Annotated in this window: 14 protein-coding genes; 3 read left to right on the top strand and 11 right to left on the bottom strand. The window is 53.9% G+C overall.

Annotated elements, in window-relative coordinates; translation table 11 throughout:
- Nucleotides 1–2 precede the first annotated feature (2 nt).
- From murG to mraZ, 10 genes are read right to left on the bottom strand one after another with little or no spacing between them, the layout of a single operon-like run.
- The gene (gene murG / locus LZ24_RS13120; protein ID WP_144685862.1) at nucleotides 3–1,100 is read right to left on the bottom strand and encodes an undecaprenyldiphospho-muramoylpentapeptide beta-N-acetylglucosaminyltransferase; all 1,098 of its coding nucleotides are present in this window, start codon (nucleotides 1,098–1,100) and stop codon (nucleotides 3–5) included.
- Nucleotides 1,097–2,215 (bottom strand): putative lipid II flippase FtsW, encoded by a 1,119-nt coding sequence (gene ftsW / locus LZ24_RS13115; protein ID WP_144685860.1) that lies wholly within the window; start codon nucleotides 2,213–2,215, stop codon nucleotides 1,097–1,099. The genes murG and ftsW overlap by 4 nt, the downstream gene beginning before the upstream one ends.
- Nucleotides 2,212–3,537, bottom strand: coding sequence for a UDP-N-acetylmuramoyl-L-alanine--D-glutamate ligase (gene murD / locus LZ24_RS13110; protein WP_144685858.1), 1,326 nt, complete (start codon nucleotides 3,535–3,537; stop codon nucleotides 2,212–2,214). The genes ftsW and murD overlap by 4 nt, the downstream gene beginning before the upstream one ends.
- Before the next feature lie 11 nt (nucleotides 3,538–3,548).
- Nucleotides 3,549–4,628, bottom strand: a complete 1,080-nt coding sequence (gene mraY, locus LZ24_RS13105) for a phospho-N-acetylmuramoyl-pentapeptide-transferase (RefSeq protein ID WP_144685856.1) — start codon at nucleotides 4,626–4,628, stop codon at nucleotides 3,549–3,551.
- 6 nt (nucleotides 4,629–4,634) lie between these two features.
- Nucleotides 4,635–6,056, bottom strand: a complete 1,422-nt coding sequence (locus LZ24_RS13100) for a UDP-N-acetylmuramoyl-tripeptide--D-alanyl-D-alanine ligase (protein ID WP_186443140.1) — start codon at nucleotides 6,054–6,056, stop codon at nucleotides 4,635–4,637.
- Entirely contained in the window at nucleotides 6,049–7,554 is a 1,506-nt protein-coding gene (locus tag LZ24_RS13095; protein ID WP_144685853.1) for a UDP-N-acetylmuramoyl-L-alanyl-D-glutamate--2,6-diaminopimelate ligase, read from the bottom strand. The genes LZ24_RS13100 and LZ24_RS13095 overlap by 8 nt, the downstream gene beginning before the upstream one ends.
- The gene (locus tag LZ24_RS13090) at nucleotides 7,541–9,313 is read right to left on the bottom strand and encodes a peptidoglycan D,D-transpeptidase FtsI family protein (protein WP_144685851.1); all 1,773 of its coding nucleotides are present in this window, start codon (nucleotides 9,311–9,313) and stop codon (nucleotides 7,541–7,543) included. The genes LZ24_RS13095 and LZ24_RS13090 overlap by 14 nt, the downstream gene beginning before the upstream one ends.
- On the bottom strand, nucleotides 9,297–9,554 hold the full coding sequence (locus LZ24_RS13085; RefSeq protein WP_186443139.1) for an FtsB/FtsL family cell division protein: 258 nt from the start codon (nucleotides 9,552–9,554) through the stop codon (nucleotides 9,297–9,299). The genes LZ24_RS13090 and LZ24_RS13085 overlap by 17 nt, the downstream gene beginning before the upstream one ends.
- A 44-nt stretch (nucleotides 9,555–9,598) precedes the next feature.
- On the bottom strand, nucleotides 9,599–10,537 hold the full coding sequence (rsmH, locus tag LZ24_RS13080; protein ID WP_144685847.1) for a 16S rRNA (cytosine(1402)-N(4))-methyltransferase RsmH: 939 nt from the start codon (nucleotides 10,535–10,537) through the stop codon (nucleotides 9,599–9,601).
- A 3-nt stretch (nucleotides 10,538–10,540) separates the two neighbouring features.
- Nucleotides 10,541–10,990, bottom strand: coding sequence for a division/cell wall cluster transcriptional repressor MraZ (mraZ, locus tag LZ24_RS13075; protein WP_144685845.1), 450 nt, complete (start codon nucleotides 10,988–10,990; stop codon nucleotides 10,541–10,543).
- A gap of 213 nt (nucleotides 10,991–11,203) precedes the next feature.
- Here mraZ and LZ24_RS13070 point away from each other — a divergent pair, with 213 nt between their 5' ends.
- The 3 genes from LZ24_RS13070 to LZ24_RS13060 are packed head-to-tail and all read left to right on the top strand — an operon-like array spanning nucleotide 11,204 to nucleotide 13,919.
- Nucleotides 11,204–11,950 (top strand): MBL fold metallo-hydrolase, encoded by a 747-nt coding sequence (locus LZ24_RS13070; protein ID WP_186443138.1) that lies wholly within the window; start codon nucleotides 11,204–11,206, stop codon nucleotides 11,948–11,950.
- A gap of 32 nt (nucleotides 11,951–11,982) precedes the next feature.
- Nucleotides 11,983–12,666, top strand: a complete 684-nt coding sequence (locus LZ24_RS13065; protein ID WP_144685841.1) for a hypothetical protein — start codon at nucleotides 11,983–11,985, stop codon at nucleotides 12,664–12,666.
- Between the two features lie 2 nt (nucleotides 12,667–12,668).
- A complete protein-coding gene (locus LZ24_RS13060; protein ID WP_144685839.1) occupies nucleotides 12,669–13,919 on the top strand; it encodes an IMP cyclohydrolase in 1,251 nt (416 codons plus the stop codon).
- 69 nt (nucleotides 13,920–13,988) lie between these two features.
- Here the strand turns inward: LZ24_RS13060 and LZ24_RS13055 are convergent.
- A partial coding sequence (locus LZ24_RS13055) for an aminotransferase class I/II-fold pyridoxal phosphate-dependent enzyme (protein WP_144685837.1) occupies nucleotides 13,989–14,562 on the bottom strand: 574 nt, incomplete at its 5' end.

Below are 14,562 nucleotides of genomic sequence, written 5' to 3'. Positions count from 1 at the left end.
AATTATACCCCTGACATATGGGCCATAATGGCACTGGTTAGGGTTTCTGCCGCATCAGGGCGTGAAAGACCAAGGGCCGCCCCGGCCATTTTCTCTGTGGTATCCGGGTCTTCTGCACAGGCCGACAGGGTTGCCACTAAAAGTTCAGATGTCCGCCTGTCCTCTTCAAAAATTACGGCTGCACCGGCTTCGGCCATGGCTTTGGCATTATGATACTGATGGTTGTCCGCAGCATGGGGGAAGGGGATGAAAATGGCTCCCAGTCCTGCGGCAGCAAGCTCTGCAACGGTTGTGGCTCCTGCTCTGGAAAGCACAAGATCCGCCCCTGCATAGCAGGAAACCATGTCTTCGATAAAGGGAATAATTTCAGCCTTCATACCCAGTCCATGATAATGCTGGCTGACTTCTTCAAAATCGGCGCTGCCTGTCTGGTGAACCACCCGGATGGGCAGTCCTTTCAGCATGGGGAGGGCTTTACACACAGCCCGGTTCAGTCCCCTTGCTCCCTGGCTGCCACCAAGGATGAGCAGATTCAGGCTGTCTCCTGTTTTTCTCCTTTTTTTCCGGCATGCCACAAGCTCCCGGCGCACAGGATTTCCTGTGAGGCGAATTTTTTTACCCGCTGTTTTAAGGGGGGTTCCGGGAAAGGAGACATGTACTTCGGCAGCCATGGGGCTGAGGAGGCGGGTGGTCAGGCCGGGCAGCCTGTTCTGCTCATGGATGATGACGGGAATCCCCATCATTTTTGCGGCCAGAGCCGCAGGTGCTGCACTGTACCCGCCAACGGAAAGCAGCACATGGGGCCGGAAGGAGCGCAGAATATCCGCAGCTTTTTTCACGGCCAGAGGAAAGCCGCCCATCACTTTGATCTTATGGAAAAATCCCATACCCTTTAAGCCGGAAACGGTGATGGTCTGGTGGGGCATTCCCCGGCCATCGAGGATTTTATGGTCCAGAGGTCTGCCGGCATTGACAAACAGCACCCTGTTTTTTTCAGACCGGGCAAGGAATTCTTCTGCAATGGCAAGGGCAGGGAAAAGGTGCCCTCCGGTTCCGCCACCAGCAATGAGAAGGCGGCGGGTATTGCTTTCTGCGTTCATGCTTTGCTCCTTGAGGCGGCAATATTCATTAAAATACCCATGGCAGCGAGATTGACCACAAGGGAAGTGCCGCCATAGCTGAGAAAGGGCAGGGTAAGCCCCTTTGGCGGCAGCATCCCCAGTGTTACACCCGTGTTGATGAGAACCTGCATGGCAAGGGCCACGGCAATGCCCGTTCCCAGATAGAGGCCGAAACGGTCCGGTGCGGCCATGGATACCTGCATACCCCGCCAGAAAAGAATGGCAAAGAGGCTAAGGACCATGCAGACTCCCCAGAGACCGGTTTCCTCACCAATGACGGCAAAGATAAAATCTGTATGGGATTCAGGTATATACTCCATTTTCATGCGTCCATTTCCCAATCCCTGTCCCAGGGGACCGCCGTTGCCAAAGGCCATCAGGGCCCGGGATACCTGATACCCCTCATCCTGTGCGTGGGCCCAGGGATCGGTGAAGCTTAAGATCCTGCGCATGCGGTAGGGTGCTGTGTATATTATCCATGTAAAAAAAGCCCCCAGGGGGATAACGGGCCAGGCTAGGTGAAGGAAGGGGACACCGGCGAGAAACATGAGAATCCAGGCCAGGGCCATGAGAATCAGAATGGACCCGAAATCCGGCTGCTGTATCAGCAGGATAGCGAAGAAAGAAAGTACAACAAAGTGGGGTAGAAAACCAATGGTAAAATTTTTTATCTGTTCGTGCTTTTTGTTCAGGGAGTAGGCCATGTAAATGATGAGGGCATACTTGGCAAATTCGGATGGCTGAAAACTGATGCCCCCAAGGATCAGCCACCTTTGGGCACCACCGGCTTTATGGCCGTAATCACTGAAAAGAACCGCCGCAAGAAAAAGAAGGGCAAGGCCCAGAATGGGGTAGGCCAGCCCGGCAAGAAAGCGGTAGGGGAAGATGCGGAAGATAAAGAGGGCGGCAAGACCGGCAGTCATATAAATGGCCTGACGGAAGATAAAATGGTATTCCGAGCCAAAGCTCAGTGCAGCCCTTGAGGCACTGGCACTGTAAACCATGACAAGGCCGGTGCCCATAAGGATGAGAAGGGGGGCCCATAGCCAGGGGTCTTCCCTGAATTTCCCTTTATGGTCGAAGGTCGTTTTCATGGAAGCACCTCCTCTGCGGCAAAACGGACCACGGCCCTGCGGAACTGCATTCCCCTGTCTTTATAATCCCTGAACATGTCAAAGCTGGAACAGGCCGGTGAAAGCAGGATGGGGGTCTGGCTGTCCGCTGCCTGTACGGCTTTCTTTACCGCATCTTCCATATCTTTTGCCCGCCTGCATGGGACCATATGTCCGAGGGCCTGCTCAATGGCATCGGCGGCTTCGCCCATGAGGATAAGACTTCGGGCATATCTGCGCACACTTTCTTCCATGGCCCTGTAATCTCCGCCCTTGTCCCTGCCACCCATGATGAGGACCACGTCACGCTTGAAGGCAGAAAGGGCCCTGCACACGGCGTCCATGTTGGTGGCCTTGGAGTCGTCGTAGCAGGGGATGCCGCGGATACTGCCCACGGGTGTCATGCGGTGCTCTAATCCGCAGAAGTTTCCAATGGCCTTTTCCATGCCTTCTTCCGTGGCACCGGCCGCCTTTGCCGTCAGCAGGGCGGCTGCGAGATTTTCAAGGTTATGGCGACCGGGCAGGGGGAAATGGCTCAAATCAAGAACCTTGCCGTTTTCAAGGATGAGGCCTTTTTCCCGGATGCCTGTTCCGTCCTTTTCCCTGTCATACCAGTGGGTGGTAAGGGACAGCTTTTCCCCTATGGCCCGGACTGTGGGGTCTTTGTGGTTGAGAACGGCTATCCCCTTTTTCATGTCCTTAAAAATTCTTGCCTTGGATGTGGCATAGGCGGCCATGTCCGGGTAACGGTCCAGATGATCCGGGCTGATGTTCAGGAGTACGGCCACATCGGGTGTAAAGGATTCCAGGGTATCCAGTTGAAAACTGGAAACTTCCAGCACGGCAATGTCCGCAGGGCATCCCTGAAGAACAAAATCACAGAGGGGAAGTCCCAGATTGCCACCCGTAAACACCTTTTTGCCCGAGGCTGTCAGCATGGCACCGACAAGTTCGGTAACCGTACTTTTGCCATTGGTCCCCGTGATGGCCACAAAGGGAAGCGTGAGCTGCCGCAGGCCGAGGGCCAGCTCTCCGATCACGGGAATTTTTTTCTGTCTGGCCTTTTCCAGTTCCGGACGCCTGGGATCCACTCCGGGGCTGAGGATGATCAGATCCGCCCCAAGGAGCGTTTCCGGACAGATCATGGGGATGAAGGCATCGGGGATTTCCTGATAATCTGACCTGCCAGCCCTTTCATCCATGCCCGTAACACGGCAGCCCTGGCTTTTGAGAAGGCGTACTGCGGCCATACCCGAAATACCGAGCCCGATGACAATGGCATGTTTAAGTGATGAAGAAGGCATGGAATCTGGTCCTAACGTATCTTGAGGGTGCTCACGGCCACAAGGGCCAGAATGATGGCGATAATCCAGAAACGTACGGTGATTTTGGATTCCTTCCACCCTTTCAGTTCAAAATGATGGTGCAGGGGGGCCATGCGGAAAATTCTTTTGCCCCCGGTCATTTTAAAATATCCCACCTGCAGGATAACGGAGATGGCTTCCATGACAAAAATACCGCCCACAATCACAAGGAGCAGCTCCTGTTTGGTGATGACCGCAACCACCCCTAAAAAGGCCCCCAGGGGCAGGGAGCCCACATCCCCCATGAAGACCTGGGCAGGATGGCTGTTGAACCAGAGAAAGCCCAGACCGGCACCGGCCACGGCACCACAGAGGATGGCCAGTTCTCCCGCACCATTGACAAAGGGCACCTGCAGGTAGGAGGCCAGTCCCCAGTGCCCGGCAATGTAGGCAAAAATGGTGAAGGTGACGGCGGCAATGGTCACAGGGCCGATGGCCAGCCCGTCAAGGCCGTCGGTGAGGTTGACCGCATTGGAGGCACCCACAATGATAAAAGTGGCAAAGAAAATATAGCCGATACCCAGATCCGGGCTGAAATTTTTAAAGAAGGGAAAGGTGACCCGGGTATCAAAATCCGGCATGAGATAAATGAGTATGGATGCCATGAGGGCAAGCAGAACCTGAAGCAGAAACTTATTGGTGGAGGAAAGGCCCGTGTTGTGTTTTTTCACCTGCATGAGCCAGTCATCCACAAAGCCGATGAGTCCGAACCCCAGAGTGGTGAGCAGGGCTATCCAGAGGTACAGATTCTTAAGATCCACCCAAAGCAGGGTGGCACCTGTAATGGCAAACAGAATGAGGAGGCCGCCCATGGTGGGGGTACCTGCCTTGCTCTGATGGGATTTGGGTCCTTCTTCCCGGATATACTGCCCCACCTGCATGGCTTTCAGTTTTTTTATGGCCCAGTGTCCCAGCAGAATACAGATCAGCAGGGCGGTCATGGTGGCATAGATGGTTCTGAAACTGATGTAGCGGAATACATTCAGTGCAGAAAGCCAGGTATGCAGAGGATAAAGCAGGTGATAGAGCATGGATGGTTATTTCCCCTGAGCTGTACGTGCAGCCTGTAGCAGTTGATCCACAACGCTTTCCATGGTCATGGAGCGCGAACCTTTTACAAGAACCCGGTCTGAAGGTTTCAGTTCCGGAAAAATCATGGCCGCAAGCCTGTCTTTATCCTCGCAGACAATATTTTTCATTCCTGCGCTGCGGGCACCTTCGGCAAAGTCCTTTCCGTGGGGACCGCAGACATAAAGGGCATGGATGCCTTTTTGGGCAGCCAGCGCTCCCACATGGCGGTGCAGGGCTGCGGCATCTTTTCCCAGCTCCCCCATGCTGCCCAGAACGGCAAAGCTTCTGCCCCTGTCTGCCATGCGCACTGTCTGGGTCAGGGCCGCTTCCATGGAGTCGGGGTTGGCGTTGTAGGTGTCATTGATGATGATAAATCCGGTTTCCGTTGCAAGGGGCTGAAAACGACCGGAAAAACCCCTGAAGGATGCAAGGCCTTCCTGCACCATGTCTTCAGGTATGCCAGCGATTAAGGCTGCCGCTGCTGCTGCCATGGCGTTTTCTGCCATCATGGCACCGGGGACGTTCAGGTGAATGGCAAGGGGGGAAGCATTTTTTATGTGCAGGGTAAAGGATGAACCCTTTGCGTGGCAGTTAAGGTTTTCCATGGAATAATCACAATCGGCATGCCTGCCAAAACGTAAGGTCTCAATGCCTTCTTTCAGGGGGATACGTTCTGAGTTGGGGTCCGATCCGTTAATCAGGAGACGGCTGCCCTTTTTCATGTGGCAGAGGATTTCTCCCTTGGCCCTTGCCACCCCTTCCACGGAACCCAGCCCTTCCAGGTGCGCCGGTGCAATGCGGGTGATGATGGCCATGTCTGGCTGGCAGATGGCAGAAAGCCTTTCCATTTCTCCGGGATGGTTCATGCCCAGCTCCAGAATGGCCCATTTATCATGGGGTTTTAGCCGGAAAAGGGTCAGGGGGAGTCCGATTTCATTGTTGAAATTCCCCTCCGTAACAAGGCAGGGACCGGCTGTGCGGAAAATGCAGCCCAGCATTTCCTTGGTGCTGGTTTTGCCGTTGGAGCCTGTGACAGCCAGTACCTTTGAACCGCACAGGGAAAGACGGTGACGGGCCAGCTGGCCCAGGGCTTTCAGTGTATTCTCCACACCGAAGACGGAAGCCGTTTTATCCCTGAAAAGATAACGGACTTCATGCCAGCGGGTTTTTTCCATGAGAATGCCTGCACAGCCTGCAGCCAGAGCCTTTTCTAAAAAATCATGACCGTCGTGGTTCTCTCCCTTTAATGCCACAAAGAGAGCCCCTTGCAGGTCTTTTCTGGAATCCGTGGCAATGGCGGAAAAAAGGTTTTCTCCTTTGCCGGAAAGGAGGTCAGCGCCTGTGGCGTCCAGAATGTCCTTGCATGTCCATGGCAGGCTGTCAGGCATGGGAAAGCACTCCTTTCTGCGCAATGGCCCTGTCATCAAAGGACAGGATTTTATTCCCCACAATCTGATAGTTTTCATGGCCCTTGCCGGCAATGAGCAGGGTGTCTCCGGGGCCTGCCATGGCAATGGCTGCCAGGATGGCTTTTTCCCGGTCCTTTTCCACAAGAAACGGGGTGCCTTCGGGAATACCCTGAAGAATGTCCTGTATGATGGCTTCCGGGTTTTCGCTGCGGGGATTGTCCGAGGTAATGACGCAGAAGTCGGCATTGGCTGCGGCAATGCCTGCCATGAGGGGGCGTTTGGTTCTGTCCCTGTCGCCGCCGCAGCCGAATACCACAATGAGGCGGCCATGGGTAGATTTTTTCAGGGCGCTCAGTGCTTTTTTCAGGGCGTCGGGGGTGTGGGCGTAATCCACAAAAATAAAACGTTCCCTGGGGTCAGAAACCGGTTCAAGGCGGCCGGGTACACGTAAGGGGCTTTCAAGGGCTTTTTTAATGGTTTCGGGAGGCACTTGCAAGGCAAGGGCTGCTGCTGCTGCTCCAAGGATATTTTCCAGATTGAAGGCTCCCACAAGGGGGCAGTGGACGGGGATGGTTTCCTCAGGTGTGGCAATGCTGCAGCGGATGCCCGAAAGGGAAAAACGGGGGTCGCCTGGCCGTATCAGGGCATCGGGATGCTGGCCCGTTGAAAGAAGGCGGTGCCCCCCGGTGCGGGCAATACATTCGTTGAGCAGTTTTTCTCCCCGCGGATCATCAATATTAAGAACAAGGCAGGCCCCTTTTTTACCGTAACGGCCGTTCAGGGTACCTTCAAGGAAGCCTTTTTTGCAGTTCCAGTAGTTTTCAATGTTTCCGTGGTAGTCCAGATGATCCTGACTGAGATTGGTGAACACGGCCACATCAAAGGGGGTGTGGGCAATGCGGCCAAGGTCGATGGCGTGGGAGGAAACCTCCATGATGACATGGGTCACGCCAGCGTCTCCCATGGCTGCCAGTCTGGCCTGCAGATCCCTGGATTCCGGTGTGGTGGTGGATACCGTCTCCCTGTGACCGGGATAGTGCCAGTCGATGGTACCCATCACACCCGTTGCATGGCCTGCATGGATCAGTATCTGTTCAAGAATATGGGCCGTGGTGCTTTTGCCATTGGTGCCTGTAATGCCGATGAGGGTAAGATCTTTGGCAGGAAAGCCGTAAAAGGCCGCAGAGAGGGCGGCAAGGGCTTTGCGGCTGTCACTGACAATGGCCGTGGGAAGACCGGCTTCGGGAACGGGGCGTTCTGCAACCAGAAAAACAGCCCCCTTTTCAGCCGCCTGCCTTGCAAAGCAGTGACCGTCTGCTGCAAAACCCGGAACGGCGACAAAAAGATCTCCGGGCTGGATTTTTTCTGAATTATAATGAATTCCCCGGATGTCCGGGTTTTCCGGAGACCTTTCTCTCAGGATGAAGGGTGAATTGCCGAATTTGTCCCATGGGGAGAAGAGATCAGAAACCTTCATGGATGTCTCCCTGCGCCATGGCTGTGGTGATGGGGCCCATGGGTTCCGGTGGAATGTTCAGATAGGCAAGACCTTCGGATACAATGGTCCGGAAAACAGGACCTGCAGCGACGCCACCATAATAGCTGCGCCTTGGTTCGTCCAGCATGACCATAATGACAAGGGCCGGATCATCCAGCGGGGCAAATCCTAAAAAAGAAGCCATGAAACGGGTTCTGGAATAGCTGCCGTCGGGTTCAATTTTCTGGGAGGTTCCCGTCTTTCCTGCCACGCGATATCCCGCAGGAGCTGCGGCGACTCCAGTACCGCCCGTCTGGGTCACTGTGGCCATCATGGCCTTTACCGTGGCTGCGGTTTCAGGGGAAATAACCCTGCGGACGGCTCTGGGGGGGATCGTTTCCACTTCCCCGGTGGAGGTGTTCCGGATTTCCCTTACGAGGCGGGGCTGCATGAGGACCCCCTTATTGGCAATGGCTCCTGCAGCAGCAGCCAGCTGGATGGCAGAGGCAGAAAAACCCTGACCAAAGGCAATGTTGCCCGTGTCCACGGCTCTCCATCGCTGCCAGTCCCGCAGCAGTCCCCTGGTTTCCCCGGGGGATTCAATACCGGTCCTTTCACCGAATCCAAAGCTTTTCAGCGTGTCGTAGAGGGCTTTTTCACCCATGACTTCAGAAATTTTTACGGAGCCGATATTGCTGGAAAATTGCAGGATCTGGGTAACGGAAAGCCATTCGTGGGGCCTTGTATCCCGGATGGTTACGGGACCGATGCGGTAGGAACCGTTGCCGCAGTGGTAAATGGAGTCCGGCCGGATATAATTTCTGTCCATGGCACCGGCCACAAGAAAAACCTTGGTAGTGGAGCCGGGTTCAAAGGGTTCACTCACCGCACGGTTGCGCCAGAACTCTCTGGGGTAGTGCCTGAAGTCATTGGGGTTGAAGGAGGGATAATGGGCCATGGCCCTGATATCCCCGGTTTTTGGACAGAGAACAACGGCCATGCCAGCTGCGGCATCGGAGCGTCCGGCGGCTTCATTGAGGGCCGACTCCGTTATGTGCTGGAGGGTTTTGTCCAGGGTCAGTACAATATCCTTACCGGGTTCCACCTGTGGAAGGGAAGATCCTTCGCTGAACCATCGTCCTCTGGCATCCCGGATAATGTTCATATTTTGTGCACTGCCTTTGAGCAGATCATTGTACCGGTGTTCCAGGCCTTCCAGGCCATCGCCGTCGGTTCCTGTGAACCCGATGACCTGGGCAGCCATTTCCCGGTTGGGATAGGCACGGCTGTTTTCCGTAAAGACCTGAATGGCCATCCGTCTCTGACTTGCGGTGATGTCCAGGGTTTTGCCGAAGGCAAGGATTTCCTCTGCGGTTTCTGGACGGATTCTTCTGGCCAGCCATGTAAAGCGGTCTTCTGCAAAAAAAGGGAGAATTTCTGCTGTGGTATTTCCCAGTATGCGGGCAATGCCTTCGGCTGCGGCATGTCTGTCAGGGAAAAAGCCCGGTCGGATGGCAATGCTGGCGGCCTCCATGCTGACGGCCAGGGGGGCACCGTTTGTGTCCAGAATATTTCCCCTCTTGCCATGAAACACCGAAGCCGTCCTGAAGTGGCGCTCGGCCTTTTGGGCAAGACTGTCTTTCTGCAGGACCTGGACCTGAAAAGCCCTGCCTGCAACGGACAGAAATAGAAGCGAAAAAATAAGGGCCACCAGATGGAAGCGTTGTTTCGCAAATGTGGGTTTATGGACCTTTTTCATGGACAGTCCCACTGAGATCAATGATATTTTCAGGTTTGGGAATGGAAAGTCCCAAGCGGTTTTCAGCAAGGTTCCGGATGCGCTCCGGGGAGCGCAGTCTGGCCTGTTCAATTTCAAGGTTGCGGTTTTGGGTCACCAGCCTTGCCTTTTCTTCCCGGATCTGGCTGATGGAAAAATTCAGACTGGTACACTGGGTCCGGATCCAGGTGGCACCAAATAAAATGATAAAAGAAATACTCAAAAGACAGATCCAGGCTCCAGGGCCCGGCGTATAGGTTTTTGGATTCATGGCAAGCGCTGCAAAGCCCGCAGGCGGGTGCTCCGGGCCATGGGGTTTGCAAGGATTTCCTTTTCTCCGGGCTTAACGGCCTTTGATGTCAGCAGGCGGAAGTCCGCCCTGCCACCGCAGTTGCACAGCGGAAAGTCCGGTGGGCAGGTGCAGGGGAAGGCCAGTTTACGAAAGGCCTGCTTGACCCTGCGGTCTTCAAGGGAATGAAAGCTTAAAACAACCATTTTCCCACCGGGCAAAAGTCGCAAAGGGGCCTCCTTCAAAAAGAAATCCAGTTTTTCAAGTTCCTCATTGACGGCAATTCTTAAGGCCATGAATACTCTGGTGGCAGGGTGAATTTTCTGCTTTGCCCTGTGTTTTGCAGGTATGCACATGCGTACAATTTCCGCCAGCTGACCTGTCTTTTCAATGGGGTTTTCTTCCCGCGCATGCACAATCCTCCGGGCAATGGGACCGGCAAAGCGTTCTTCCCCAAGATCCCTGAAAAGGGTCTTTAATGTCTGTTCCTTTTCCTGATTTACTATATCCGCAGCGCTGCGGGGGGATGCCGGATCCATGCGCATGTCCAAGGGCTCATCCCCTTTAAAACTGAACCCCCTGCCACTGGCTTCCAGCTGATACAGGGACAGCCCCAGATCCGCCAGAATGCCGTCTACAGCGCTGATGCCCAGGTCGTTCAGGATACTTCCGATGCCGGAAAAATTTCCATGGACAAGGGTGACCCGGTTGCCGTAGGGGGCCAGGGCTTCTTTTGCATGGGCAATGGCATAGGGATCCTGATCAATCCCGATCAGGTGGCTTTCGGGTACCTCGGTGAGAATTCGTCTGGAATGGCCGCAGCCTCCCAGTGTGGCATCCACATAAATGCCCTTTTCCTTTCCCTGCAGAAAGGCAAGGACTTCATCGGGCATGCAGGAGATGTGGTGAAAGTCCATGAATCAGAGTCCCAGTCTGGCGATTTCAGCCCGTAAGGTTTCATCGTTTTCCATATCTGTTTCCAGTTGTTCGGTTTCTCTGTTCCACTGCTCTTCGGAAAGAATTTCAAAATGATCCAGCACTCCGACAAGCACAATGTTTTTTTCAAGACCGGCGTAGCTGCGCAGGGATGGGGGGATAAGAATGCGGCCCTGACTGTCCAGGGGGCAGTCGTGGGCACCTCCCACAAAAACTCTCCTGAAACGGCGCATGGCATCACTTTTTTCCGCAAGGCTCAGGATGCGCTGCTCGATTTTTTCCCACTGTCCATAGGTGTAGGCCACAATGTTCTGATCCATGCGGGAAAGCATCAGGCCGGGGCAGTTTTCCTGATCCATCACCGCCTTGAAACGGGTGGGTATGGATATGCGACCCTTTGGGTCCAGTTTGTGAGTGGAACTGCCCCGGAACATTGTTTCTCCTTTTTCGGATTCCACTTTCCCCCACTTTGGTCCATTAGACTACAATAAAAACAAAAAAGGTCAAGGACAGATCTTGCCAGGGATGGGGTTGGAGGGGCTTTGCGGGGATGGAAATGCGGGTTTTTTAAAGGGAAAAACTTTTTAATTGCGGAGGTTTAGGCTTTTTGGTTTTTCTGCCTGTTTTCAAGGTCCATGAAAAAATGTATGTTCTTGAAAAAACATCATGGCTGCGGTCTGAAACGGGGAGGTTTTATGCGGGTTCATCAGTTTCGTTACAACTCAGATAATTTTGCCTATCTTCTGGAGGCAGGCGGGGAAGCACTGGCCATAGACGGCGGTGCCGTGGATGCCATTTTGCAGAAGGTAGCCGATGGGGGGCTGCACCTTGCAGGTGTGACGGCCACCCATGGTCATCCGGATCATGTGCAGGGCAACAAGACCCTTGCAGGGCGCTCAGGAGCGCCTCTCCTTGACCACGGGGAGCTGGCGGCAAAGGGTGGGCTGTCTTTGGGGGGCATCTTTATCCGGGTATTTGCCACGCCGGGTCATACCCTTGATTCCGTTTGTTTTTTTGCTGAAGGCTGCCTCATTGCCGGGGACACCCTTTTTAACGGGACCGTGGGCAATTGTTTTTCCGGTGATCTGGATGCTTTTTTTAACAGTGTTGGGGAGATTCTGGCCCTTCCTCCGGCCACAAGGGTGTACGCAGGCCATGACTATGTGAGGGAAGCCGTGGCCTTTGCAAGGAGCATAGAGCCGGAAAATCCCTTTCTGGATTCTTTTCTTTCGGGTATGGATCCGGAGCATGTATATTCGCTTCTTGAAGATGAAATGCGGGTGAACCCCTATCTGCGCTACAATGATCCGGTGATGACGAAGCTCCTCATCCGCCGGGGTCTTGCCGCAGATACGGCACGGGCACGCTGGCACAGCATCATGGAGCTTTACTGAAAAAAAGATGTTTATATTAGAGGAGTCTTTATATGACGGTGAACAGGGTGGATCGGATTGATTCACGGGTGAAGGTTAAGCGGGTGCTGGTCAGTGTGTCGGATAAAACTTATCTGGATATACTGGTAAAAGGGCTGATGGATGTGAATCCTGAAGTGGTTTTTTACTCCACGGGCGGCACGTATCAGTACATTGCCGGTATTCTGGGGGACAGGGCCAAAGACGCACTCGTGCAGGTTTCTGACTATACGGGACAGCCGGAAACCCAGGGAGGGCTTGTTAAAACTTTGGATTTTAAGATCTATCTTGGACTTTTAACGGAGACCTACAATGAAAGCCACCGGCTAGACCTTGAACGTACGCAGGCGGTGCCTCTGGATATGACGGTGGTCAATCTCTATCCATTTAAAGAGACCGTTGCAAAGGCGGGTATCACGGCAGAGGATGCCAGAGCCAACATTGATATCGGCGGCCCCTGCATGATCCGGGCATCTGCCAAAAACTTTATCCGGGTGGCACCGGTTGTGGATCCTGAGGATTACGCTTCTTTGGTGGAGGAAATGCGTAAAAATGAAGGCCAGACCACGCTGGCCCAGAGGTACCGTCTGGCGGCAAAGGCCTTTGCCCATACGGCAGCCTATGATACAGCCATTGCCGCCTATCTTGGCAATCTTGAATTTTCTACGGATGTCAATCCCTGTTACCGGAGCGTGTGAGTATGAGTCAGGATCTGAAAAAAATGTATAGAACCGTAATGGATGATGCCTTTTCTTCTGCCATGGAAATCAGCTTTGTGGAAGGCGCCAGCAGGCAGACCCTTTACTATGAAAAGGTGGCATGGACCATTGATGATGTGCGGAAAGGGCTGCGTTACGGGGAGAATCCCGGCCAGGAGGCTGCCCTCTATCGCCTTGTGAACGGCAATCTTATTCTGGGGCAGACCCGGACCCTCCAGCCGGGAAAATACCTTGTTTCGGATATCGAGCTGCTCCAGAGCGGCAAACATCCCGGAAAGACCAATCTCACCGATGCGGACAATGCCCTGAACATCCTCCGTTATTTTACCGATACGCCGACGGTGGTCATTGTCAAGCACAACAATCCCTGTGGTGTGGCAAAGGATGCCAGTCTGGAAAGGGCCTACCACAAAGCCTATATGGCCGATCGAATCGCTGCCTTTGGCGGATGCATTGCCCTGAACCGTTCCGTGGACAAGGCCACGGCAGAGGCCATTGCTGCCCAGTATGCCGAAGTGGTGGTGGCCCCGGATTTTGAGGAGGGGGTGATGGATATTCTGGGAGCCAGAAAAAATCTCAGGGTGATCCGCATTGCTAACATGGCAAGGCTGCAGGAGTTTGTGGGGCAGCCTGTGGTGGATTTTAAAAGTCTGATGGACGGCGGTCTGGTGGCCCAGTGGAGTTTTGTTCCGACCACCCTGAAAAAAGAGGACCTCCTGCCTGCGGTCTGTGATTACAAGGGGCAGACCTATGGTGTGAAGCGGGAGCCTACCCAGGCCGAATATGCAGACCTTCTTTTTGGCTGGCTGGTGGAGTCCGGCGTCACCTCCAATTCTGTCATCTACGTGAAGGATGGCGTGACCGTGGGCATTGGTACGGGTGAGCAGGACAGGGTTGGGGTTGCGGAAATTGCAAGGGACAAGGCCTATAAAAAGCTTGCGGACCGCTATAGCTTTGAGTCCTGTGGCAGGGCCTACAGTCTTCTGGAGGATGAAGACAAAAGGGCGGAGGTTGATGCCCGTGTGACTGCGGAAAAGGGGGGGCTCATCGGTTCCTCCATGGTGAGTGATGCCTTTTTTCCCTTCAGGGACGGCATTGATGTGGGCCTGAAGGAGGGCGTGTCTGCGGTGATTCAGCCCGGTGGCTCCATGAATGACTATCAGTCCATTGAAGCCTGCAACGAATACGGTGCTGCCATGGTCTTTACGGGTCAGCGCAGCTTCAAGCATTAAATTTTACTGAGGGAAAATACAGGGGCAGGCTTTGGGGCAGCCCCTGTGGTTTTTCCCTTGTGGCCTATTTTAGGCCTTGAGATCCATAATCCCCTTCAGCAGGGTGTCAAAGAGGGGTTTGACTTCGTTTTCCTCAATGCAGCTGAAGGCTACCCGTATATCGTATTTGCCCAAGGCAATGAGACCCACGCCGTATGTATCCAGCAGATGAATCCTCAGCTTTTCAGCTTCAACCTCCTTTAAACGAACGCACATGAAATAGCCCGCATTGAAAGGGTAAGGCGTGAAGGCATCTGCATATACGGGATCCTTCAGGACTTCCTTAACCTTCATGGCTCTGGCTTTGAGTATCTCATGTTTCAGGGCATGCTCTGAGCTGTAACGTTCGTCCTGCATGGATTTGAGGACAATACGCTGGCCGAGATGGGAGGCATTGGAAATGGTGCCGCGGATACATCCTGCGGTTTTTCTCTCCAGGGCTTCATAAAAGGGAGCCGTTTCTCCTGAAACCTTTGTGCCATAGGTCATGAAACCGACCCTTAGGCCCCAGACATAATTTTCCTTGGTGGCGCCATCCAGTTTCAGGGCCAGAATGTTTTCATGCAGATCCGCAAAATGGGCAAAAAGGGATTCTTTTAAGGTG

The organism is Desulfobotulus alkaliphilus, assembly GCF_007830435.1.
GTDB classification, from domain to species: domain Bacteria; phylum Desulfobacterota; class Desulfobacteria; order Desulfobacterales; family ASO4-4; genus Desulfobotulus; species Desulfobotulus alkaliphilus.
This window is presented reverse-complemented; position numbering and strand designations above follow the sequence as displayed.

What these genes read in the sequence shown, in the direction of transcription:
- murG (WP_144685862.1), bottom strand. Translation starts at nt 1,100, where the DNA reads ATGAACGCAGAAAGCAATACCCGCCGCCTTCTCATTGCTGGTGGCGGA.
- ftsW (WP_144685860.1), bottom strand. Translation starts at nt 2,215, where the DNA reads ATGAAAACGACCTTCGACCATAAAGGGAAATTCAGGGAAGACCCCTGG.
- murD (WP_144685858.1), bottom strand. Translation starts at nt 3,537, where the DNA reads ATGCCTTCTTCATCACTTAAACATGCCATTGTCATCGGGCTCGGTATT.
- mraY (WP_144685856.1), bottom strand. Translation starts at nt 4,628, where the DNA reads ATGCTCTATCACCTGCTTTATCCTCTGCATACCTGGCTTTCTGCACTG.
- LZ24_RS13100 (WP_186443140.1), bottom strand. Translation starts at nt 6,056, where the DNA reads ATGCCTGACAGCCTGCCATGGACATGCAAGGACATTCTGGACGCCACA.
- LZ24_RS13095 (WP_144685853.1), bottom strand. Translation starts at nt 7,554, where the DNA reads ATGAAGGTTTCTGATCTCTTCTCCCCATGGGACAAATTCGGCAATTCA.
- LZ24_RS13090 (WP_144685851.1), bottom strand. Translation starts at nt 9,313, where the DNA reads ATGAAAAAGGTCCATAAACCCACATTTGCGAAACAACGCTTCCATCTG.
- rsmH (WP_144685847.1), bottom strand. Translation starts at nt 10,537, where the DNA reads ATGGACTTTCACCACATCTCCTGCATGCCCGATGAAGTCCTTGCCTTT.
- mraZ (WP_144685845.1), bottom strand. Translation starts at nt 10,990, where the DNA reads ATGTTCCGGGGCAGTTCCACTCACAAACTGGACCCAAAGGGTCGCATA.
- LZ24_RS13070 (WP_186443138.1), top strand. Translation starts at nt 11,204, where the DNA reads ATGTTCTTGAAAAAACATCATGGCTGCGGTCTGAAACGGGGAGGTTTT.
- LZ24_RS13065 (WP_144685841.1), top strand. Translation starts at nt 11,983, where the DNA reads ATGACGGTGAACAGGGTGGATCGGATTGATTCACGGGTGAAGGTTAAG.
- LZ24_RS13060 (WP_144685839.1), top strand. Translation starts at nt 12,669, where the DNA reads ATGAGTCAGGATCTGAAAAAAATGTATAGAACCGTAATGGATGATGCC.